The organism is Oerskovia sp. NPDC057915 (assembly GCF_042887685.1).
GTDB lineage: Bacteria > Actinomycetota > Actinomycetes > Actinomycetales > Cellulomonadaceae > Oerskovia.
In genome coordinates, this window is record NZ_JBHVOS010000002.1 from 194,869 (window position 1) to 216,511 (window position 21,643).

The 21,643-nt window shown below is 73.9% G+C and carries 16 protein-coding genes; 6 read left to right on the forward strand and 10 right to left on the reverse strand.

Translation table 11 applies throughout. The features are described from left to right. Positions 1-22: 22 nt before the first annotated feature. From ACFVQ3_RS02200 to ACFVQ3_RS02230, 7 genes are all read right to left on the reverse strand, one after another. Positions 23-1,219 (reverse strand): ferrochelatase, encoded by a 1,197-nt coding sequence (locus tag ACFVQ3_RS02200; protein ID WP_387634512.1) that lies wholly within the window; start codon positions 1,217-1,219, stop codon positions 23-25. Between the two features lie 309 nt (positions 1,220-1,528). Next, entirely contained in the window at positions 1,529-2,416 is an 888-nt protein-coding gene (locus ACFVQ3_RS02205; protein ID WP_387634653.1) for a carbohydrate ABC transporter permease, read from the reverse strand. Positions 2,417-2,646: 230 nt separating this feature from the next. Beyond that, positions 2,647-3,519 carry a carbohydrate ABC transporter permease gene (locus tag ACFVQ3_RS02210; RefSeq protein ID WP_387634655.1) on the reverse strand — a complete coding sequence of 291 codons (873 nt, stop codon included), beginning with the start codon at positions 3,517-3,519 and terminating at the stop codon, positions 2,647-2,649. A 391-nt stretch (positions 3,520-3,910) separates the two neighbouring features. Beyond that, positions 3,911-5,296 carry an extracellular solute-binding protein gene (locus ACFVQ3_RS02215; protein ID WP_387634514.1) on the reverse strand — a complete coding sequence of 462 codons (1,386 nt, stop codon included), beginning with the start codon at positions 5,294-5,296 and terminating at the stop codon, positions 3,911-3,913. Between the two features lie 68 nt (positions 5,297-5,364). Beyond that, positions 5,365-7,062: a glycoside hydrolase family 13 protein gene (locus ACFVQ3_RS02220; protein ID WP_387634516.1), complete on the reverse strand. Its 1,698-nt coding sequence runs from the start codon at positions 7,060-7,062 to the stop codon at positions 5,365-5,367. Between the two features lie 415 nt (positions 7,063-7,477). Then, entirely contained in the window at positions 7,478-8,497 is a 1,020-nt protein-coding gene (locus ACFVQ3_RS02225; protein WP_387634518.1) for a LacI family DNA-binding transcriptional regulator, read from the reverse strand. A 183-nt stretch (positions 8,498-8,680) separates the two neighbouring features. Continuing rightward, positions 8,681-9,046, reverse strand: a complete 366-nt coding sequence (locus ACFVQ3_RS02230; RefSeq protein ID WP_387634520.1) for an ACT domain-containing protein — start codon at positions 9,044-9,046, stop codon at positions 8,681-8,683. Positions 9,047-9,174: 128 nt separating this feature from the next. Between ACFVQ3_RS02230 and ACFVQ3_RS02235 the strand changes: the two genes are divergently transcribed. From ACFVQ3_RS02235 to ACFVQ3_RS02260, 6 genes are all read left to right on the forward strand, one after another. Beyond that, positions 9,175-11,040, forward strand: coding sequence for a beta-N-acetylhexosaminidase (locus ACFVQ3_RS02235; protein ID WP_387634521.1), 1,866 nt, complete (start codon positions 9,175-9,177; stop codon positions 11,038-11,040). After that, positions 11,037-12,689: an amidohydrolase family protein gene (locus tag ACFVQ3_RS02240; protein WP_387634524.1), complete on the forward strand. Its 1,653-nt coding sequence runs from the start codon at positions 11,037-11,039 to the stop codon at positions 12,687-12,689. Before ACFVQ3_RS02235 ends, ACFVQ3_RS02240 begins: the two co-directional genes overlap by 4 nt. Next, positions 12,686-13,537, forward strand: a complete 852-nt coding sequence (locus tag ACFVQ3_RS02245) for an IclR family transcriptional regulator (RefSeq protein WP_387634526.1) — start codon at positions 12,686-12,688, stop codon at positions 13,535-13,537. The genes ACFVQ3_RS02240 and ACFVQ3_RS02245 overlap by 4 nt, the downstream gene beginning before the upstream one ends. Then, positions 13,534-14,934 (forward strand): alanine racemase, encoded by a 1,401-nt coding sequence (locus ACFVQ3_RS02250; protein WP_387634529.1) that lies wholly within the window; start codon positions 13,534-13,536, stop codon positions 14,932-14,934. Before ACFVQ3_RS02245 ends, ACFVQ3_RS02250 begins: the two co-directional genes overlap by 4 nt. A 46-nt stretch (positions 14,935-14,980) precedes the next feature. Beyond that, positions 14,981-15,388 (forward strand): RidA family protein, encoded by a 408-nt coding sequence (locus tag ACFVQ3_RS02255; protein ID WP_138823291.1) that lies wholly within the window; start codon positions 14,981-14,983, stop codon positions 15,386-15,388. A 111-nt stretch (positions 15,389-15,499) separates the two neighbouring features. Then, complete coding sequence (locus ACFVQ3_RS02260; protein ID WP_387634532.1) at positions 15,500-16,744, forward strand: AAA family ATPase; 1,245 nt, start codon at positions 15,500-15,502, stop codon at positions 16,742-16,744. Positions 16,745-16,809: 65 nt separating this feature from the next. Here the strand turns inward: ACFVQ3_RS02260 and ACFVQ3_RS02265 are convergent, their stop codons facing one another. The 3 genes from ACFVQ3_RS02265 to ACFVQ3_RS02275 all read right to left on the reverse strand — a co-directional run bounded on the left by ACFVQ3_RS02265 (position 16,810) and on the right by ACFVQ3_RS02275 (position 21,565). Further along, on the reverse strand, positions 16,810-18,003 hold the full coding sequence (locus tag ACFVQ3_RS02265; protein WP_387634657.1) for a glycerate kinase: 1,194 nt from the start codon (positions 18,001-18,003) through the stop codon (positions 16,810-16,812). A 100-nt stretch (positions 18,004-18,103) separates the two neighbouring features. After that, the gene (locus tag ACFVQ3_RS02270; RefSeq protein WP_387634535.1) at positions 18,104-19,354 is read right to left on the reverse strand and encodes a WxL protein peptidoglycan domain-containing protein; all 1,251 of its coding nucleotides are present in this window, start codon (positions 19,352-19,354) and stop codon (positions 18,104-18,106) included. Positions 19,355-19,666: 312 nt separating this feature from the next. Next, positions 19,667-21,565, reverse strand: coding sequence for an alkaline phosphatase (locus ACFVQ3_RS02275; RefSeq protein WP_387634537.1), 1,899 nt, complete (start codon positions 21,563-21,565; stop codon positions 19,667-19,669). Positions 21,566-21,643 lie beyond the last annotated feature (78 nt).

The window sequence follows — 21,643 nt, forward strand, 5'->3', positions numbered from 1 at the left end:
GGGAGTCGTGCGGGTCGGCGGGTCAGCGGTGCAGGTCGGTGCTGCACAGCGCCGGGATGCCGCTGGGCTCCCCGTCGCGGCGCAGGCAGCAGTCCGGTGCGCACACCGAGCGGAACGCGCCGAGCTCTCCGACCACGGCCTCGGTGAACTTCTCGTCGCGCGCGATGGCCGCCCGCTCGAGGACCAGGTCCACCAGACCCTTGACGAAGGGCGCCCGGGTGCCGACGGTCCCGGCGCGCACCGCGGTGATCCCGAGGCGCGTCGCCGTCTCCATGGCCTCGGTGTCGAGGTCGTACGCGACCTCCATGTGGTCCGACACGAAGCCGATCGGCGAGAGCACGACGTTCGTGACGTCGTCGGCGGCCAGCGACTCCAGGTGGTCGTTGACGTCCGGCTCGAGCCACGGCTGCGCGGGCGGGCCCGAGCGCGAGCAGAACGTCAGGTTCCACTCGACCTCGTGACCGAGGCGCGCCGAGACCTCCTCGGCGACGACCCTGGCCAGGTCGAGGTGCTGGCGCGAGTAGGTCGCGTGCGAGATGCGCGACGCGGCCTCCATGGTCAGCGGGATCGAGTGCGTGACGAACACGAGGCGGGCCTCGCGCACGTCGCCCCCCTTGGCGGCGAGGGCCTCGTAGCCCTCGAGCACGGCGTCGATGTTCGCCTGCGCGAAGCCGGGGTGGTTGAAGTAGGAGCGCACCTTGTCGAACTCGATGCCGGTCGAGCCGTCAGGACCGAGGTCGCCGCGCGCGTCGAGCGTGAGCGCGAGGTCCTCGCGGTACTGGCGGCACCCGGAGTAGGACGAGAAGGCCGAGGTCACGAGGGCGACGACCCGCTGGGCGCCGTCCTGCGCGAGCTGCTCGACGGCGTCGCGCGTGTAGGGCTCCCAGTTGCGGTTGCCCCACACGACGGGCAGGTCGATCCCGCGGTCCGCGAGCTCTTCCTCGAGCGCGGCCTTGAGGGCGAGGTTCTGCTCGTTGATGGGGCTCTTGCCACCGAACCCGTAGTAGTGCTCGCCGACCTCCTCGAGGCGCGAGTCGGGGATCCCCTTGCCGACCGTGACGTTGCGCAGGAACGGCACGACGTCCTCGGGCTTGTTGGGCCCTCCGAACGAGTAGAGGAGGAGGGCGTCGTAGGGGCGGACTTCTGCGGCAGCGGCAGGAGCGGTGCTGGTCCGTGCACCGGTTCCGGCGGCCGTCGTCTGGGGCGAGAACGAGGGCATGTCCGCATCATCTCAGCCGCACCTGGGGGTTCATCCCCGGAGGGCTGCGACGCGGACGTGACATTGACGGGACAGTTCGTCAGAACGGCTGCGGGCGGTCTGCGAGGGCGCGGCCCACGGTGCGGGAAGGGTCGTGCGAGCGCCCGAGCGTCCACGAGATGCGGCGGACGGGGGGGTGGAAGGCGTCCTCCGACCCCGGTCCGCCGCATCTCGCGAACGACCCGCCCGTGCGCCGGCTCGGCTGTGCGACCGGGCGAGCGCACGGCGGTCAGCACCAGGTGACCCACCTGGCGCACCCCGCGCCTCCGGCTACCCCTTGACCGCTCCCCCGAGCCCCGCGCCCTGCAGGAACGTGCGCTGGAACACGAGGAACAGCAGCACCGGGATGATGGTCGAGATCGCGAGCGCCGCGAGGAACACGCCCTTGTCGGTCGTGGCCGCGATCGCGGGCAGGCGCACCGACAGCGGCTGGATCAGCGGGTCCTTGAGGACCAGGAGCGGCCAGAGGAAGTCCTTCCAGCTCGCGATGATCGCGAACACCGACACCACGCCCAGGATGGGCTTGGACATGGGCAGCACGATCGACCAGAACAGCCGGTAGGGGCCGGCGCCGTCGACGCGCGCGGCCTCGAAGACCTCGCGCGGCAGGTTGTCGAAGAACCGCTGCACCAGCAGCACGTTGAACGCGCTCGCCCCAGCGGGCAGCCACACGGCCCAGAAGCTGTTGATGAGCGAGGTGCCCAGCAGCGGCGGGTCCAGGATCGTCAGGTAGAGGGGCACGAGGAGCACGACCGCCGGGATGAACATGGTCGACAGCACGGCGGCCTGGACCGCCTTGCCGTAGCGCGGGCGCAGCACCGACAGCCCGTAGCCCGCGGTCGTCGCGACGACCATCTGCACGGCCCACGAGCCCAGCGCGAGCCAGATCGTGTTGAAGAAGTACTTGCTGACCTGGACCTCGTTCCACGCCTTGTCGAGGTTGTCCCACGCGATGCCGTTCGGGAAGATCGCCATGGGCGTGCGCAGGATGTCCTGCGTGGGCGTGACCGCGAACTTCGCGAGCAGCAGCATGGGCCCGAGCCCCGCGACCACGAGCAGGACGAGCAGCAGGACGTGCGTCCCACCCATCCCGAACCGCACCGACGGGCGTCGCCAGTCCGCGACGGACACGGCGCCGCGGTCGGCCACGGCATCCATGGCCCGACGGCGCCGCCTGCGTTCGCGCGCCGCGTCGCCCTCGCGACGGGTCAGGTAGGCCCTCTCGGCGAGCCCCGCCATGGAGCCGCCGCCCTGGGCCGAGATCTCCACGGGCGAGGGGTACCCGCCGGGGCGGGCGGCGCCGTCGGGCCCGGTGGCCGGGGCGAGGTCCGGCGCGCCGCCAGGCGCTCCTGGCGGGACGGCGGCAGGACGGTCGGTGCGCGGGGTCGTCATGAGGTGCTCCAGGACCGGGTCAGGCGGAAGTACAGGGCGGAGAAGGCCGCGAGGGCGAGCGCGAGCATGAGCGACAGCGCGGTCGCCGCGCCGTAGTTGCCGCCCAGGCTGTTCGCGAACGCGTAGTTGTAGATGAGCAGCAGGATCGTGATGGTCGAGTTCGCGGGGCCGCCGCCCGTGAACAGGTACGGCTCGAGGAACACCTGCGCGGTCCCGATGATCTGCAGGATCAGGGTGATGAACAGGACCCCGCGGAGCTGGGGCATGGTCACGTGCCACACCTTGCGCCACACGCCCGCGCCGTCGACCTCGGCGGCGTCGTAGAGCTCGGGCGGGACGCTCGTGAGCGCCGCGAGGTAGATGATGATCGTGCCGCCGGCCCCGGCCCACGTGGCCGCGAGCACGAGCGACGGCATGGCCGTGGTCGCGTCCTGCAACCACGGGTAGGGGCCGAGACCCACCCAGCCGAGGATCGTGTTGAACACCCCGTTGGGGCTGCCGTCGTAGAAGAACTTCCACAGCAGCACGGCCACGACGGGCGGAACGACGACCGGCAGGTACGCGAGGGCCGAGTACAGCCCCTTGTACCGCCGGACCTCGCTCATCAGCACCGCGGCCACGAGCGGGATCGGGTAGCCGAACAGCAGCGCGAGGAACGCGAAGTAGGCCGTGTTCTTGACCGCGGTCCACAGCAGCGGGTCGGCGAGCACGTACCGGAAGTTGTCGAGCCCCACGAACTGCGTGTCGACGAGGTTCGTCTCCTGCACGCTCATGATCAGGGCCCGCACGATGGGGAACCACGAGAAGACCCCGAAGATCACGATCACGGGCAGCATGAAGATCAGGTTGCTGAGCCCGCCGCCGCGCACCCAGGTCGCGGGCGACCGTCGTCGGGCGGGCTTGTCGGCCGGCGCTTCGTGGCGTCTGCGCGCCGGTGCACTGGTGGCGGTCACGGAAGGTCCTTCGGGGTCGAGGAGAGGAGGGGTGTCCCCGGTCGGTCGCCAGAGGGGGCTCGCGACCGACCGGGAGAACGAGGAGCCGGGCTGCCCGCACTCACGAGCTCGGGGTGAGGGCCAGGGAGACGGGGACGGACCCCCGGCCCGCCCTCACGAGCACCGGGCGAGCACCGGCGAGACAGGGGCGGGGTCCCGGGGTGGGGCGGGGGACGGGGACGGGCAGTGGTGGGGCCAGGCGGGAGGCCGAGGAACGAGGCCGGATGGTAGGCCCGGCCCCGTCCCCCGCCTCACCCCACGAAGGGAATCACCCCTGGTCGAGCAGCGCCTGGGCCTGCTTGTTCGCGTCCGCCAGCAGCTTGTCGACGTCGGCGTTCTTGTCGGTCAGCACGGCCTGGACGACGGGGTCCATGAGCGCGTAGATCTCCTGGGTCTTCTGCGAGGGCTCACCGACGAGGGGCAGGTCGAACATGGTGTCGGTGTACCCGGTCATCTGGTCCAGGGGGACGTTGATGTAGTCCTTGATCCACGTCTGGTTCTCGAGGTACTGCTCCTTGCTGAACATGGGGAGCACGGGCGTGCCGACGGGCTGGTCGCTCGCGACGAGCGTCTGGGCGTCCTTGACGGCGGCGTCCTGGTCGACGAGCTTGTTGAGGTAGAAGAAGTCGATCCACTTGACGGCGGCGGCCTTCTTCTCGTCGGTGGCCTTGGCGGGCATGGCGGCGAGGGTGCCGCCCGTGAGGACGCCGGCCTCGCCGCCGTCGAGGGGCAGCGCGGTGAGGCCGTAGGTCGCGGGGTCGAGACCGTTGGACTGGACCATGGAGGTGTAGACGTCGGAGCCCGACGTGTACATGCCGACCTGTCCGGCGGCGAAGGCCTCGTTCATGGTGCCCCAGTCGAGGAGGAAGTTGCTGCCCATGGAGTTGTCCTCCCAGCGCAGCGTCTTGAGGAACTCGAGGGCTTCCTTGGTGCCGTCGTTGTCGAGCGACTCGGTGGCCTTGCCGTCGTCGGCGACGTCCTGGACGCGGCCGCCGCGCGAGTAGGTGTTGACGGTGAGCTGCCAGCCGCCCGTGTTGTTCTGGGTCATCTGGGCGTAGCCCGCGACGCCGGGGTTGGCGTCGGCGATCTTCTTGGCGTACTCGCGGACCTGGTCCCAGGTGGTGGGTGGGGAGTCGGGGTCGAGGCCTGCGGACTCGAACAGGGCCCGGTTGTAGTGGAGGCCGACGCCGTAGACGTTCTTGGCGGGGATCGCGTAGACGTGGCCGTCGGGGCCGGTCCCGGCGTCGATGATGGCGGGGTTGAACTTGTCGGCGTAGGGCAGGGTGCGGAACTGGGTGTCGAGGTCGGCGATCTGCTTGTTCTCGACGAGGGTCTTGGCGTCGGTGAACGGGATCTCGAACACGTCGGGCAGGGTGCCGCCGGCGAGCTGGGCGGCGAACGTGGTCGCCTTCCACTCGTACTCCTCGGGCACGACGTCGATGTCGGGGTTGGCGTCCTCGAACTGCTTGACCTGCTCGTTGAAGGCGTCGATGGCTTCGGGCTCGGAGCCGGGCAGGAGGGAGACGACCTTGAGGGTGGTCTTCCCGTCGGCGGACTCGTCGTCGCCCGAGCCGGAGCTCGAGCAGGCGGCGAGGGCGGTGGCGGTGAGGGCCCCCACGAGGGTGAGGGCGATCGCGCGGCGTGTGGACTTCATTGTCTCTGCTCCTTGTCGGGCGGGTGTGCGGGTCGTGCGTGTCGGGTGGTGCGTGTCGGGTGGTGCTGTCAGGCGGGGGTGGCGCCGGTCGCGTGGCCGGGCGGGGTGCGCCGGAGCCATGCGGCCGTGTCGGTGGGGAGCCAGGGGCCCGTGGGGCCCTGCTCGAGGTCGGCGCTCGCGAGGAGCACCTCGTGCCCGGAGGGCAGCGGGACGGCGGGGCCGAGGTTGACGACGCACAGCAGGTCTCCCCGCGTGAACGCGAGGACCTCGGTCGCCTCGCCGGCCAGGACGTCGTCGGCCCACGCGAAGTCGCCGCGGAACGCGGGCTCGGTGTGGCGCAGCGCGAGGACGCGGCGGTAGAGGCTGAGCATCGACGCGTCGTCGCCCGTCTGCGCCTCGACGGACAGATCGCCCCACCCGGCGGGCTGGGGCAGCCAGGGGTGCGTGCCGCCGTCGGGCCCGAACCCGTGGCTGCTGCCGCCGCGCGTCCACGGCAGGGGGACGCGGCAGCCGTCTCGGCCGGGGTCCACTCCCCCGGACCGGAAGTGCATGGGGTCGTTGATGACGTCGAGCGGGAGGTCCTCGACCTCTGGCAGGCCGAGCTCGTCGCCCTGGTAGACGTACAGCGAGCCGGGCAGGGCGGCGGAGAGCAGGGCGGCGGCCCGTGCCCGACGGCGGCCCGCGGCCAGGTCGGTCGGCGTCCCGAAGCGCTTGGTCGGGAAGGCGAACGCGCTGTCCTCGCGGCCGTACCGCGTCACGGGGCGGGTCACGTCGTGGTTGGACAGGACCCAGGTGGCGGGGGCTCCGACGGGGGCGTGCGCGTCGAGCGTGGTCTGGACGGACTCGCGCAGGGCCTTGGCGTCCCAGGGGCGGGCCATGAAGTCGAAGTTGAACGCGGTGTGCATCTCGTCGCGGCGCAGGTACTGCGCGAACCGGGCGCGGTCGGCGAGCCAGACCTCCCCGACGAGGACGCGTGGCTCGTCGTAGGACTCGGCGACGGCGCGCCAGCCGCGGTAGACGTCGTGGATCTCGTCACGGTCGACGTGCGGGTGCTCGCCGGGGCCGGGGTGGGCGGGGACCTCGGGGAGCGTGGCGTCCTTGACGAGCAGCGCGGCGGAGTCGATGCGGATGCCGGCCGCGCCACGGTCGAACCAGAACCGCAGGATGTCCTCGTGCTCGCGCCGGACGTCGGGGTGGTTCCAGTTGAGGTCGGGCTGCTCGGGCGTGAACAGGTGCAGGTACCACTCGCCGGGCGTGCCGTCGGGGTTGGTGGTGCGGGTCCAGGTGGTGCCCTGGAAGTCGGAGACCCAGTGCGTGGGCATCTCGTCGCCGCCCGGGCCCTTGCCGGGGTGGAACCAGAAGCGCTCGCGCTCGGGCGAGCCGGGACCTGCGGCGAGCGCGGCCTGGAACCAGCGGTGCGCGGCCGAGACGTGGTTGGGGACGACGTCGACGATGGTGCGGATGCCCAGGTCGCGGGCCTCCGCGATGAGCTGCTCGGCCTCGGCGAGCGTGCCGAACTGCGGGTCGATCTCGCGGTAGTCCGCGACGTCGTAGCCGCCGTCGGCGAGCGGGGACAGGTACCAGGGCGTGAACCAGATGGCGTCGACGCCCAGGTCGCGCAGGTATGGCAGGTGCTGCCGGACGCCGGCCAGGTCGCCGGTGCCGTCGCCGTCGCCGTCCGCGAAGCTGCGTACGTACACCTGGTAGATGACCGCGTCGCGCCACCAGGTGGCGTCGGTCCTTCGGGTCGAGTCGTCCTCGCGCACCGTGTCCTCGTCTTCCGTCCGTCCCGTTCAGCCATGAACGGGTGCTCCTCGTCGAGCGCGGCGTCCCGGGTGGGTGTGCCGCTGGACTCCCGATCCGTAGATCCGTCGTCGTGAGCAACAACGTAATCAGTCGACAGCAATCACGCAAGAACTCGACAGGAGCGTTATCAAAACGCGACCTTGCATGGGGGCATCGCTGGGTGCGGAGTAGTTGCACCCGTGGGGCCACGAACGGGGCAACTGCTCCGCACCCAGCGGCAGGCGGGGGGCGGGGGTCGGGGCAGGGGCGGGCGGGGCAGGCGGGGCCGGCGCCGGGGGCGGGGCCGGCGCCAGGCCGGGGGCGGCTCCCCGGGCAGCACAGAGGGCGCCGCCCCCGGAGTCCCGGGAACGGCGCCCTCGTCGGCGGCGGCGCCTGCTAGTCGGTCGCGGCGCTCCGCAGCGGCGCCGTGGAGCCGCGCACCACGAGCTCGGGCTCGAACAGCAGCTCGTCGCGCGACACGTCCGCCCCGGCGATCATGCTCGCGAGCAGGTCGACGGCCGCGCGCCCCATGGGCTCGATGGGCTGGCGGACGGTCGTGAGCGCGGGGTCGGTCGAGTTCATGAGGGCCGAGTCGTCGTAGCCCACGACCGAGACGTCGGTCGGCACCTGCTTGCCGGCCCGGCGCACCGCCCGGATCGCGCCGAGCGCGAGCGGGTCGCTCGCGCACACGATCGCCGTGGCCCCGGCCTCGAGGAGCCGCACCGAGGCGGCCTGGCCGCTCTCGAGCGAGTACTGGCTGTGCTGGACGAGCGCGGGGTCGATGGTCACGCCGTGGCGCGCCGCGAGCGTGTGGGCCGCGGCGAGCTTGCGCTCGGACGGGATGTGGTCGGTCGGCCCGAGGAGGAGCCCGATCCGGCGGTGTCCCAACGAGAGGAGGTGGCCGAGCGCCTGGTTCATGGCGACGACGTCGTCGCACGAGACCCGCGGGAAGTCGAGCGACTCGATCGAGGCGTTCATGAGGACCACGGGCAGGTTGCGCTCGGCGAGGCGCCGGTACGGCTCGTGGTCGGCCTCACGCTGGGCGTAGAAGCCACCGGCGAAGAGCACGCCCGAGACCTGCTGGCCGAGCAGCAGGTCGATGTACTCGGACTCGGTGATGCCGCCCGCGGTCCGTGTGCAGAGGACGGGCGTGAACCCCTGCTGCGCGAGCGCACCGCCGATGACCTCGGCGAACGCCGGGAAGATCGGGTTGGCGAGCTCGGGGAGCACGAGGCCGACGAGCCGTCCTCGCTCACCGCGCAGCTTGGTGGGGCGCTCGTACCCGAGCACGTCGAGGGCCGTGAGGACGGAGTCGCGCGTCGCCTGGGAGACCCCGGGCTTGCCGTTGAGCACGCGGCTGACCGTGGCCTCGCTGACGCCGACCTTCTTGGCCACCTCGGCAAGTCGTCTGGACATGCTCCTGACTATACGCAGAGCGCAAGCGGCTTGCGTTCGCTTGCGCAATCTTGAGCGCCTCCCGGGGGGGCACGTCGGGCCACCCGTCCGCCGCGTCGGCGGCGTCTGCGGCGTCGGCCGCGTGGGCGGCCTCGGCCGTGTCGGCCGCGTCGGCCGCGTCGGCCGCCAGCGCCGCCAGCGCCGTCAGCGCCCCCGCGTGACCGTGTGCCCCGCGTCGGTGAGCACGTCCGCGGCGGACTCGACCGAGTCCTCGGGGACCAGCACCAGGTCGGCGTGGAAGGTCGACGCGACGAAGACCGCGATCCTCGCCTCGGCTAGCGGGCCGACGATCGCCGCGAGCATGCCGGGCTTGCCGAGCCCGTGGGGGTCACCGTAGAAACCGGCCCACCGGTCGCCACCGCCGCCGAAGGGCGAGGCCTCGCGCAGGACGGTCAGGCCCTCGGGTGCACGGACGAGCGCGACCCACTCGTCGTCGTCGGGGAAGGACGCGTGGGGCTCGTGCGCGAGCGTGAAGAACGAGTCGAGGAGGCGGAGCTTCTGCGCGGACATGCCCGCGAGCCTAGGCCGCGCCACCGACACGCGGAACGCACGAATCGCCCAGGACAGGTGTCGTGCAGTGCACAACAACTCGTGTGCGCGGCACAGTCCGAGCGTCTGGCCGTGGTTAGGCTCGACGCGTGAGCGCCCCCACCCCCACACCCGGGCTCCTGCCCGCACCCGTGAGCCTGCAGCCTGCGGCCGGCTCGTTCCCGCTGACCGACGGCACCCCGGTCCGCACGGACCCGGCCCTGGCCGCCGCCGCGCGCTGGTGGCGCCGGGTCACCGAGGACGCGTTCGGCCTCGACCTGCCGTTCGCGGTCAGCACCGCCAGCCCCGTCAGCACCGCCAGCCCCGTCAGCCCCAGCAGCACCGCCAGCACCGCCAGCACCGTCGACCCGGCGGTCCCCGGCAACCAGGCGCCCAGCCCGACGGCCCTGCCCGGCGGCGCCGCCCCCGCCGGCGTGACCCTCGCCCTCGACGCGTCGCGCCCCGCGGGCGGCTACCGCCTCGAGATCACACCAGGTGCGGTGCTGCTCACGGCCGCCGACGCGGCCGGCGCCCACGCGGGCGTGCAGACGCTGCGCCAGCTCGCGGGCCCGCAGGCCTACCGAGGCTCCCCGCTCGTCACGGCGGGACCGGGCGAGCTGCAGGGGCGCACCGCGGTCGCCCACCTGCCCGCCCTCACGATCGAGGACCGTCCGCGCTTCGGCTGGCGCGGCGTCCTGCTCGACGTCGCCCGGCACTTCCTGCCCAAGCGCGAGGTGCTGCGGTTCGTCGACCTCGCGGCGGCGCACAAGCTCAACGTCGTGCAGCTCCACCTCACGGACGACCAGGGCTGGCGCATGCAGGTCCACCGCTACCCGCTGCTCACGGAGGTCGGCGGGTGGCGCACCGAGTCGAACGTCGGGACGTGGCGCACGGGGGTCTTCGACGGTCGCCCGCACGGCGGCTTCTACTCCCAGGACGACCTGCGCGAGATCGTCGCCTACGCACGCGAGCGGGGCGTCGTCGTCGTGCCGGAGATCGACGCGCCCGGGCACGTCGAGGCGGCCGTCGCGGCCTACCCGTTCCTCGGGACCCGCAAGGCGCCGCACGCGGTGCGCACCACGTGGGGCGTGAGCACCGAGGTGCTCGACCCGTCGGACGAGGCGCTCGAGTTCTTCAAGAACGTGCTGGACGAGGTGTGCAGCGTCTTCGACTCCCCCTGGGTCGCGATCGGCGGCGACGAGGTCCCCACGACGCTGTGGCGCGAGAACCCAGCGATCGTGGCCCTCGCCGAGCAGCGCGGCCTCGCGGACGTCGCCGACCTCGCGGGCTGGTTCCTGGCCCGCCTGAGCGAGCACGTCACGGCCAGGGGGCGCCGGGCGGTCGTGTGGGACGAGGGCTTCGGCGAGCAGCTCCCGCGCGACGTCGTCGTGACCGCGTGGCGGGGCTTCACGGTCGGCGCGGACGCGCTCGAGGCGGGCAACGACGTCGTCATGGCCCCCGAGCAGGTCGTCTACCTGGACCACCGCGCGGGCGACGGCGCGGACGAGCCCGTGCCCGTCGGCTTCCTGCGCACGGTCGAGGACGTCTACGCGTTCGACCCGTTCCCGCCCGAGGTCCTCGCGCAGCACCCGGGTCTCGATGCCGCGCCGGGCCGCCTGCTGGGCGCGCAGGCCGAGGTCTGGTCCGAGCACCTCGACTCCCCGCGCCGCGTCGACTACGCGGCGTTCCCGCGCCTCGCGGCGTTCGCGGAGGTCGTCTGGAGCCCGACGGCGGAGCGTACCCCCGGCGGGTCGGCCTCGGCCGAGTTCCTCGCGCGGCTCGAGCACGACCACCTGCCGCGCCTCGACGCGGCCGGGGTCGAGTACCGCCCGCTCGACGGGCCGAAGCCCTGGCAGCAGCGTCCGGGCGTGCACGGCTTCCTGCGCCACCTCGACCAGGAGATGGCGGCCGGTGGCTGGGCGGGCGTGGGCGGCTGGGTCGAGGGACGCGACGAGCACTCGGAGGGACAGGCATGAGCACCACGGACCAGCCTGACGGCACGAGCGACGCGGGCGCCCGCAGGACGACGGGCGTGACCCTCGTCGTGCGCGGCGCGCGGCTCACGACCCCGGAGGGCCTGTCGGAGCCGGTCGACCTGCTGGTCGCGGGCGACCTGGTCGACGACGTCGTCCCGACGGGCACCGTGCCCGTGCCCGCGGGGGCGCATCTGATCGAGGCCGCGGGGCGCATCGCGTTCCCCGGCTTCATCGACTCCCACGTCCACGGCGAGGCCGCGGTCCTGGACCCCGACGTGCAGCTCGCGATGCTGCGCCAGGGCGTCACGAGCATCGTCGTCGGGCAGGACGGCGTGTCGTACGCGCCCTCCGCGCCGCTGCCCGTCGCGGACGGGACCCCCGACGCGCACACCTGGGCCACGGGCTACTTCAGCGCGATCAACGGCGAGCACCCGACGTTCCGGGGCGGCTCGGTCGCGGACCTGCTCGCGACCTACGAGGGCACCACGCCGCTCAACGTCGCCTACCTCGTGCCGCACGGCACGCTGCGCTACGGCGTCCTGGGCGGGGCGGCCCGCCCCACGACGCCCGAGGAGACCGGCCGCATGGTCGCCCTGCTGCGCGAGGCGCTCGACGACGGCGCGTGCGGCATGTCCACGGGCCTCGAGTACGCCCCGGCCTCGAACGCGACCGACGACGAGCTCGTCGCCCTGGCCCGTGTCCTCGCCGAGCGCGGCCTGCCCCACGTGAGCCACATGCGCGGCTACGAGGACAAGGCCGGGACCGCGATGGCCGAGCTCGTCCGGGTCGCCCGGGCGTCGGGCGTCGCGACCCACGTCTCGCACTACCACGGCCCCGCGGCCGAGCTCGTGGGCTACGTCGAGGACGCGCACGCGGCCGGGCTCGACGTCACGTTCGACTCCTACCCGTACCTGCGCGGCGCGTCGATCCTCTCGATGGTCTCGCTGCCCACGTGGCTGCCCATCGCGGACCCCGACGCCACGGTCGCGATGCTCCAGGACCCCGACGTCGTCGCGCGCCTGAAGGCCGAGCACTTCCCCGGGCTCACCGACCTCTGGGAGCGCGTGACCATGGCTGCCGTCCCCGGCGAGCTGCGGTGGAGCGAGGGCATGGCCCTGCTCGAGGTCGCGGACCGCCTGGGCCTCGACCCCGTGGACACGACGCTGCGCATCCTCGTCTCGACCCACCTGCGCGCGGGCTGCGTGTTCGCCCAGCCGCCGACCAACTCCCCCGACTCCGTCCGCACGCTCCTGCGCCACCCGGCGCAGATGGGCGGGTCGGACGCGATCTACCAGGGCGGGCGCCCCCACCCGCGTGGCTGGGGGGCGTTCGCGCGGTTCCTCGCCGAGCACGTGCGCACGCTCGAGGACTGGACGTGGCACGACGCCGAGCGGCACCTGTCGACGGCGGCCGCCGAACGCTTCGGGTTCACCGACCGGGGCCGCCTGGTGCCCGGCGTGCGCGCGGACGTCGTGCTGCTCGACCCCGCGACCGTGCAGGACGTCGCGACCTACGAGGACCCGCGCCGCCCCGCGACCGGGATCGACGACGTCCTCGTCGCCGGCGTCCCCGTGCTCGCGGGCGGCCTGCCCACCGGCGCCACCCCCGGGCGGGCGCTGCGACCGACCGTCCCGGCGGACCGCACGTGACCGTCGGCCCGCGGGCCGCCGCGGCCACCGCCTCCACCGCCGCGACCTCCGACGCCGCGAGCAGGAACTCGTCCCAGTCGCTCCGGCGCGCCCTCGGGATCCTCGACGCGCTGCGCCACGACGCGGCGCGCGGACTGAGCCTCGTCGAGCTCGCGGACGTCCTGGGGACGCACAAGAGCACGGTCTCGCGCCTGCTCGCGCCGCTCGTCGAGGTCCACCTCGTCCGGCGCACACCGACCGGGCGCTTCGTGCTGGGCGCGGGCACGCTGCGCCTCGGCCAGGCGTACCTCGAAGGGCTCGACCTGCGCACGGTCGCCGAGCCGCACCTCGCGGCGCTCATGCGCGCCTCGGGTGCCACGTGCCACCTCGTCGTGCACGACGGGCTCGACGTCGTCTACATCGACAAGAAGGAGAACACCGCGGTCGTGCGCATGGCATCGCGCATCGGGCGCCGCATGCCGCTGTACTGCACGGGCGTCGGCAAGGCGATCCTCGCGGCGAGCGACGTCGACCTCCTCGACGCCGTGCTCGAGCACCCCATGCCCGCCGTCACCGCACGCACCGTCACGGAGCCCGAGCACCTGCGGGCCGAGATCCGCACGGTCGCCCAGCGCGGCTACGCGATCGACGACCGCGAGAACGAGGCCGAGGTGCGCTGCGTCGCGGCCGCCGTCGTCGACCACACGGAGACCGCGATCGGCGCGCTCTCCGTCTCCGCCCTCGCCTCGCACATGCCGCCCGCACGGGTGCGCGAGCTGGGCCCGCTCGTCGTGCAGGCCGCTCGTGCGGTCTCCGCCGGGATGGGCTCCGTGCGCTGCGGCTACGAACCCACCGGGAGGAACGCATGACCCACCCCACCCAGCCGTCCACCCCCGCGACCGGCGTCGCGGCGGCGAGCGCCGTCGTCGGGCCTGCGACGAAGGGCCTGCGGCTCGACGCCGGACGGACCGTCGCCGACGTCCTCGCGGACTCCCCGCGCATCACCGACGACGTCTTCTCCTGGCCGCTGCTGACGCTCGACGACGCGGCGCTCGACCACAACGTCGCGCTCATGGCGCGCCTGTGCGCCGAGCACGGCGTCGAGCACGCACCGCACGTCAAGACCGCGATGTCCCGCTCGCTCTACGCACGCCAGGCGCGCGCCGGGGCGTGGGGCGCGACCGTCGCGAACCCGTCCCAGCTGCGTGTCGTGCGTACCTGGGGGGTCGAGCGGGTGTTCCTCGCGAACGAGCTCATGGACCCCCGCGACATCGCGTGGCTGCGCCGCGAGCTCGAGGCGTCGGTCGCGCCCGGCGGCACGCCGTTCGAGGCGTGGGTGTACGTCGACTCGATCGAGGGCGTCGGGCTCCTCACGCGCGGCTTCGCGGGGGCCTCCCGGGAGGTCGTCGCGGGGCTCGGCGTGCTCGTCGAGGTCGGCGTCCCGGCCGGGCGCACGGGCGTGCGCAGCACGGCCGACGCGCTGGGCCTGGCCCGCGCCGTCCGCGCCGCGGGCCTGCGCGTGCCGGGCATCGCCGGGTACGAGGGCTCGGCCGCGGGCGGCACCACGCCCGAGGACCTCGCGAAGGTCACGGCCTACTGCCGGGGCCTGCGCGACGTCGCGGCCGCGTTCGTCCGCGAGGGCCTCGTGCCCGACGACGAGCCCGTGGTCGTGACCGCGGGCGGCAGCTCGTTCCTCGACGTCGTGCTCGCCGAGCTCCCCGGGCCGCTCACGGTCGCGGGCGGCACCGGGACCGACGGCCCCGACGGCGCCCCGGTCACGCGCGACGTGCGCGTCGTGGTGCGCTCGGGCGCGTACGTCACGCACGACCACGGCTTCTGCGCCCGCATGGACCCGTGGGACCGCATCCCCGGCGGCGAGCCCATGCACGCGGCCGCGGTCGTGTGGGGGCAGGTGCTCTCGGTCCCCGAGCCCGGGCTCGTGCTGTGCGGGGTCGGGCGGCGCGACGTGTCCTACGACATCGACCTGCCCACGGCCCTGTGGCTGCGCACGCTCGACGAGAACGGGGACCTGCGCCCCGCGCACGACCTCGCGGGCGCCCGCGTCACGGGCCTCAACGACCAGCACCTGTACCTCACGATCGACCCCACGCCCGCGGGCAGCGCCCCGGTCACGACGCGGATCCGGCCCGGCGACGTCGTCGGGTTCGGGATCTCGCACCCGTGCACGCTGTTCGACAAGTGGCGCGTGGCCGCCGTCGTGGGCGACGACGACCAGGTCGTCGACATCGTCGGCACCGAGTTCTGACCCCGGTCCCCGGACCACCCGCAGCATCCCGAGAGAAAGAGACACGATGAGCACCCCCAAGACCCCGATCAGCACCCCGCACGCACCGGCACCGGCCCACACCTTCCACCAGGGTGTGCGCAAGGGCCCGTTCGTCCAGGTCTCGGGTCAGGGCCCGGTCGACCCCGCGACGAGCGAGTACCTGTACCCCGGGGACGTCGCGGCGCAGACCACGCGCACCCTGGAGAACGTCAAGGCCATCGTCGAGGGCGCGGGCGCCACGTTCGACGACGTCGTGATGCTGCGCGTCTACCTCACCAAGCGCGAGGACTTCCCGATCATGAACGACGCGTACGGCGCGTTCGTCGAGGCCAACTGCCCGGGTGGCGTCCTGCCGGCCCGCACGACGGTCTTCACGGGCCTGCCCCGCGAGGAGATGCTGGTCGAGATCGACGGGCTCGCGATCACGGACTGACGGCCCGCTGCCGCTGGGTGCATGGTTCGGCCGCGACTCGCCAGGCGTGTCGCGGCCGAACCATGCACCCGGCGGGCGCACGCCGTGGGTGGGCGCACCTAGCCTGGCGGGATGATCGAGACGCTCGCCATCGAGGGCTACCGCTCGCTGCGCCACCTCGTCCTGCCCCTGGGCCGCCTCACGGTCGTGACGGGCGCCAACGGCGTGGGCAAGTCGAGCCTGTACCGCTCGCTGCGCCTGCTGGCCGAGTGCGCGCTGGGCGGCGCCGTCGGGGCGCTGGCCCGCGAGGGCGGGCTGCCCTCGACGCTGTGGGCCGGGCCCGAGGTCGTCGGGCGTTCGGTGCGCGAGGGCGTGCACCCCGTGCAGGGCACGGTGCGCCGCGGTCCGGTCGCGCTGCGGCTGGGCTTCGCGAGCGGCCCGGACCCCCTGCCCGACGGCGCCGCACCCGCGGGTGCGCCTCTCACCGGTGCCTACGGGTACGCGATCGACCTGGGGCTGCCGCAGGACGGCGGCGCGTCGTTCGGCCTGGACCCCGAGATCAAGACCGAGGTCGTCTGGTCGGGACCTGTGCTGCGGCCGGCGACGCTGGTCGCGGACCGGCACGGCCCCTCGGTCCGGCTGCGTGACGAGGACGGGGCGTGGCGGTCGTCGGGGCGGCGGCTGCGGTCCTTCGACAGCATGCTCTCGGAGGTCGTGGACCCCGTGGGTGCTCCCGAGCTCGTGCTGGTGCGCGAGCGCCTGCGCTCCTGGCGCTTCTACGACCAGTTCCGCACCGACGCCCTGGCTCCCGCCCGCGCCTCGCACGTCGGTACCCGCACGCCGGTCCTCGCGCACGACGGCGCCGACCTGGCGGCTGCCCTCGAGACGATCCGCGAGCTGGGCCTGGCCGACGACCTGGACGCCGCGGTCGAGGACGCGTTCCCCGGGTCGAGCGTGCGCGTCCGGGTCACGGACGACGGCCGGTTCTCGCTCGAGCTGCGCCAGCACGGCCTGCTGCGCCCGCTGGGCAGCGCCGAGCTGTCCGACGGCACGCTGCGCTACCTGCTGTGGGTCGCTGCCCTGCTCACGCCCCGTCCGCCCGAGCTGCTCGTCCTCAACGAGCCCGAGACGAGCCTGCACCCCGACCTGCTGCCCGCGCTCGGGGCCCTGATCGCCGGGGCGGCGCGTCGCACGCAGGTCGTGGTCGTGACGCACTCGCGGGCGCTGGTCCGGGCCATGGAGGACGCGGCGCGGGGCTCACGGGTCGCCTCCCCGGGGCTCGTGCACGTCGAGCTCGTCAAGGAGCTCGGCGAGACGACCGTCGAGGGCCGCGAGGGTCTGCTCGACGAGCCGCAGTGGCACTGGCCCAAGCGCTGAGCGCATGATCCGGCCGCGACTCGCCGGGCGTGTCGCAGCCGGATCATGCACTCAGCGGGCCGGGATCAGCGGTGGACGGACCCCAGGTACAGGCTCGTGACCGACGCGGCGACCTCCGTCAACCGGCTCGCGGTGCGCCCCACGAGCTCCTCGAGGTCGATCGGCCCGGGAGCGATCGAGAACGCGGCCGTGATCCCCGCAGCACGCGCCTGGCGTACGGGCAGGAGGACCTGTCCGGCGACCACCACGACGGGCGGGTGCCCCGGTGCGGCCGCCGCGAGCGCGCCGATCCCGTCGGCGACCTTCCCGTTGACGGACTGCGAGTCGAACGAGCCCTCGCCCGTGAGCACGAGGTCGGCGTCCGCGACGGCAGCGGGCAGCCCGATCGCCTGCGCGACCAGGGTCGCGCCGTGCTCGAGCTCGGCGCCGAGCACCGCGACGAGGGCCGCGGGAACCCCACCGGCGGCGCCGGCCCCCGAGAGGTCGTGCGTGCGGACCCCGGTCTCGCGCTCGAGCAGGTCGGCCCAGCGCACGAGCGCCGCGTCGAGGAAGGCGACGTCGGCTTCGCTGGCCCCCTTCTGCGGCCCGAACACCGCCGCCGCCCCGCGCTCGCCCACGAGAGGGTTCGTGACGTCGACCGCCAGCCGCCACCGCACCTCGCGGGCCCGTGGGTGCAGTCCCCCGAGGTCGAGGCCGACGACGCGCGCGAGCCCCTCGCCGCCGTCGGGCACGAGGGTCCCGGCGAGCTCCCCGTCCGTCGACGTGGCGACCGTCGCGGGCGAGCGTGCGAGGAGCCGGGCCCCGAGGCCCGTGAGGACGCCCGCGCCACCGTCGGTCGAGGCGGACCCGCCGAGGCACAGGACGACTTCCTCGACCCCGGCGTCCAGGACCGCCGCGCACGCCGCTCCCGTGCCCCGCGTGTGCGCGTGGAGCGGCTGGAGGACGACGTCGCTCACGCCGGGCAGCCCGCTCGCCGACGCGAGCTCGACCACGCCGATGCGACCGTCGTCCGACACCCCGTACCGGGCGCGGTGGGGGCGCCCGATCGCGTCGACCGTCGCGACCTCGCGAGCCTCGACCCCCCACACGGACAGGAGTGCGTCGAGCGTGCCCTCACCGCCGTCGGCCATGGGCAGGAGCCTGACCTCGGCGTCCGGGGCAGCGGCCAGGACGCCGTCCGCGAGGTGCCGGGCCACGTCCGTGGCGGTCGCCGACCCCTTGAACGCGTCGGGTGCGATCACGACGCGCAACGGTCGCAGGCCGGTGCGCGCGGGGTCGACGGTCGGGGCGGCGTTCGTCGTCGGAGGCACGCCCCGATCGTAGCCAGGGGGTCCGGCCCGCGCCGGGTGGAGCGCCTGGTCAGGAGGACGCCGTCGCGGGATCCGTGGCACCCGCGGTGCCCGTCCGCGCCGCGACCGCAGCGTCGATCCGCGCCTGCGTGCGCGCCTCGCGGCGCCGGCGTGCGCGCAGGACCGCGAGCACCGCACCGACCAGGACGAGGAGCGTCCCGAGCTGGACCCACGGCAGCGTCCACGCCGCATAGGTCCCCGTCGCGGGGGCGAGCGCGACCTCGACCACGTCGTCGCCCACGACGAGCGGGGTCGTGGTCAGGTCGCCCGCAACCTTGCCGAGCGGCCAGACGCCGTCGAGCACGACGCTCCCGCTCGCCTCCTGGCCGGGCAGCACCTCGCGCTGGGCGGGGGCCACGACGTCGCGGGCGTTCCAGCCGAAGAGGCCGGATCCCACGACCTGGGTGTCCGCGCCGAGACGCACGTTGCCCTCGTTCGCGACCGTGTAGTCGACGCGCACCGCGCCCGGCGCGAACGGGTTCCAGCTGGGCTCGTAGGTCGCGCGGACGCCCGTGAGCGCGAGTGCCGGCGCCAGGTCGCCCGCGACCCGCAGGTGCACGCGCGCCCCGACGCGCGTGTCGAACGTGACGGCCGACCCGTCACCCTCAGGGTGGGCCAGGGCTGCGACGACTCCCGCCGGGTGGTCCCCCGGTGTCGCGTCGGCGGGGACCGCGAGCGTGAACGGCACGGTCACCGACGACTCGGCGGCGATCTCGACGCGCTGGGTCGCCCCGGCGGAGTCGCCCTCGCCGAGCGTGATCCAGGCGCCGCCGTCGACCGGGGTCGTGCCCGCGGGGAGCAGGTCGAACTGCCCGTCCGCGGTCACGACGCCGTCGCTCGCGTACACGTCGAACGTCGCCGGGTGGTCGCTGAAGTTGGTCACGGTCACGTGGTCGCTCGCCAGTCCGCCGGGGTCGACGTTCAGGCGGAACGACACGCGCCCGTCGGGCCCGTCGGCCGTCGCGGGCTCGACGGCCCACGTGGTCCTCGCGGGAGCGGGGTCTGGCGTCGTGGCCGGCGCGCCCGCCACGCCTGCCACGCCCGCCAGCCCCGTGCCCGACGGCGTCGCACCGGTCGCGGAGCCGGGTCCGGCCGTGGCGTGGGTCCGGACGGCGGGGAGTGCGGCTGTGGGGAGCGCGGCTGTGGGGAGCGCCACGGCTGGGAGTGCGGCGGTGGGGAGTCCCGTCGCGGCGAGCGCCGACGCGGGCACGGCGAGCACACCGGCCAGGAGGGTGGTCGCGAGCAGGACGGCACCGGCCACCGTGGCCCGGCGGGGGGCCCGGCGGGCGGTCCGACGGGCGGTCGGACGGACGGTCGGACGGGCGGTCGGACAGGCTGTCGAGCCAGGGGCACGGGCCGCGGATCGAGGAAGGACGGTCATCGGGGAGCTCCGAGCAGGGAAGGAGGACGACCCGCTCCGGTCGGGGACTGCGCGCACGGGGCGCGCGACGCCGTCGGGCGGGAGGACGGAAGGGACTACCCGCAGGGCGGGAGCACGGACGGACAAGGGCCGCCGGACCCCGGCGCGCCACGAGAGCGCACCAGGGCCCGACGGCTCGTCAGGTGACGACGTTCAGTCGACCGGGAAGAGCGAGACCGTCAGGGCTCCCGCGTAGTCGCCCGCACGCGTGTCGACGGGGACCTCGAGCGCCAGGTCGGCCGAGACCGTCGTGGTGCCCAGGCGTCCGTCGGCGGTCGCGGTCGCGAGCGTGGCCGGGGCCGCGAGACCCGTGCCTCCCCCCAGGAGCGACGCGACCGGCGAACCCGCGCTCACGCCGTCCTTGGCCGAGACCAGCCCCGGCGTCCAGCCCAGGTTCTGGGCGCGCAGCGTGCGCGGGCCCGACGTCAGGTCGCTCGACTGGCCGGACACCGTCCAGCCGCCCGCACCGACCGTGGCGGCAGCGCGCGAGTCGGTCACCGAGACCTCGGGGAGCCGTCCCGCGAAGCGCAGACGGTCGCCCACGTTCTCGCCGCCCGTGAGCGCGACGCCCGCACCGGCACCCGCGACCGACAGCGTGAGCTTGCCACCCACCTCGCCGGCCTCGGGCACGGTCGCGACGAGCGGGATGCCGTCCGCGTCGGTGACGGCCCACAGCTCGTTCGAGACGCGGCCCACGTCGGCGTTGTCGAGGTATGCGCCACGCACCGGGTCGGTGCCCGTCGCAGCGGCCGCGAGCAGCTCGGAGCCGGGGCCCTTGGCGTACACCGGCACGAGGTGGTTGGTGTGGCCGCCGCTGTTCCAGCTCACCTGCGGGGCCCCGCCCTGCACGCCCTGGACCGGGGTCCAGGCCGGGTTCGCCGCCGGACCGGAGAGGTAGCCGCACTCGTGGTCGGCCGTGATGACGACGAGGGTCTCGTCCCAGCTCGAGTTCTCCTCGACCCAGTCCACGACCGTCTCGATGGTCCGGTTGAAGTCGACCTGCTCCTCGACCGCGCCCGCGGTGTTGTTGTCGTGCGAGGCCCAGTCGATCGCGCCGCCCTCGATCATGACGAAGAAGCCCTCGTCCGAGGCGTTGGACAGCACGTTGAGCGCAGCGTCCGTCATCTGCGGGAGCGAGGGCACGTTGTCGTTCTGCGGGGCGGTGAAGGGCACGTCGCCCGGCTTCAGGGCCGTGCGGTCTGCCTGCAGGGTGCCCGCGACCTGCGCGGTGCCGAGCACGTGCGTGGGCGTGTCGCCCTCGGCGAGCGCGAGGAAGTCGTCCTTCGACTCGACCAGGTCGAACGCCGACTGGCCGTCGACCAGCGCGTTCCACTCGGTCTCGCCGATGTAGTCGTACTTCGGGGTCGCGCGCTTGTCGCCGTTGTCGTCGTACCAGGGGTTGCCCGCGCCGAAGATCACGTTGGCGCCCGAGTCCATCATGTCGGCCGCGATGTCGTGGTAGTTGTTGCGGTGCTCGTTGTGCGCCAGGTAGGACGCGGGCGTCGCGTGGGTCCACGGCACCGAGGTGACGACGCCCGTGGCCTTGCCCAGCTCGAGCGCGCGCTCGGCGACCGTCCTGAGGTCCTCGTGGTTCTCGTCCTGACCGATCACGTTGTTGAGCGTCTTGACGCCCGTCGCGAGGGTCGTGGCGGCCGCCGCCGAGTCGGTCGAGCTCTTCAGCGGCGCCGCGAAGCTGCTCCAGTTCTGGGCCGGGTCGTACGTGTTGCCGAACTGGTACGTCGACATCGCGAGGGCGACCGGGAACTCCTGGTACACCTGCGTGCCCGCCTGCCCGGGGACGGGGGTCGAGACGCCGCCGGGCTTCACGGTCGTCTGGTAGGCCGTACGGCCGTGCTCGAACTGGCTGCCGAGGTCGACCTGGTTGAACCCCATCCCGTCACCGATGAGGTGGATGATGTTCTTCGGTCCCGGCGCCCCGGGGTCGGCGGACGGCGCGGCGAGCGCCGGCGTGGTCGAGGAGATCGTGATACCCGCCGCGAGGACGCCCGTGCCGGCGACCCGCAGCCACTTCATCGGTACACGTGAAGTCATGGTCTCTTCCCTGTCGAGGTCTAGTCCGGTCCGGAGTCGAGTTCCGGCCGGCACGTCAGAGCCAAGCGGTCAGAGGTG

Bases quoted from the DNA above. Each gene is read 5' to 3' on its own strand.
- ACFVQ3_RS02215 (WP_387634514.1), bottom strand. From the start codon at position 5,296: ATGAAGTCCACACGCCGCGCGATCGCCCTCACCCTCGTGGGGGCCCTC.
- ACFVQ3_RS02240 (WP_387634524.1), top strand. From the start codon at position 11,037: ATGAGCACCACGGACCAGCCTGACGGCACGAGCGACGCGGGCGCCCGC.
- ACFVQ3_RS02275 (WP_387634537.1), bottom strand. From the start codon at position 21,565: ATGACTTCACGTGTACCGATGAAGTGGCTGCGGGTCGCCGGCACGGGC.
- ACFVQ3_RS02225 (WP_387634518.1), bottom strand. From the start codon at position 8,497: ATGTCCAGACGACTTGCCGAGGTGGCCAAGAAGGTCGGCGTCAGCGAG.
- ACFVQ3_RS02230 (WP_387634520.1), bottom strand. From the start codon at position 9,046: ATGTCCGCGCAGAAGCTCCGCCTCCTCGACTCGTTCTTCACGCTCGCG.
- ACFVQ3_RS02250 (WP_387634529.1), top strand. From the start codon at position 13,534: ATGACCCACCCCACCCAGCCGTCCACCCCCGCGACCGGCGTCGCGGCG.
- ACFVQ3_RS02205 (WP_387634653.1), bottom strand. From the start codon at position 2,416: ATGGATGCCGTGGCCGACCGCGGCGCCGTGTCCGTCGCGGACTGGCGA.
- ACFVQ3_RS02200 (WP_387634512.1), bottom strand. From the start codon at position 1,219: ATGCCCTCGTTCTCGCCCCAGACGACGGCCGCCGGAACCGGTGCACGG.
- ACFVQ3_RS02260 (WP_387634532.1), top strand. From the start codon at position 15,500: ATGATCGAGACGCTCGCCATCGAGGGCTACCGCTCGCTGCGCCACCTC.
- ACFVQ3_RS02255 (WP_138823291.1), top strand. From the start codon at position 14,981: ATGAGCACCCCCAAGACCCCGATCAGCACCCCGCACGCACCGGCACCG.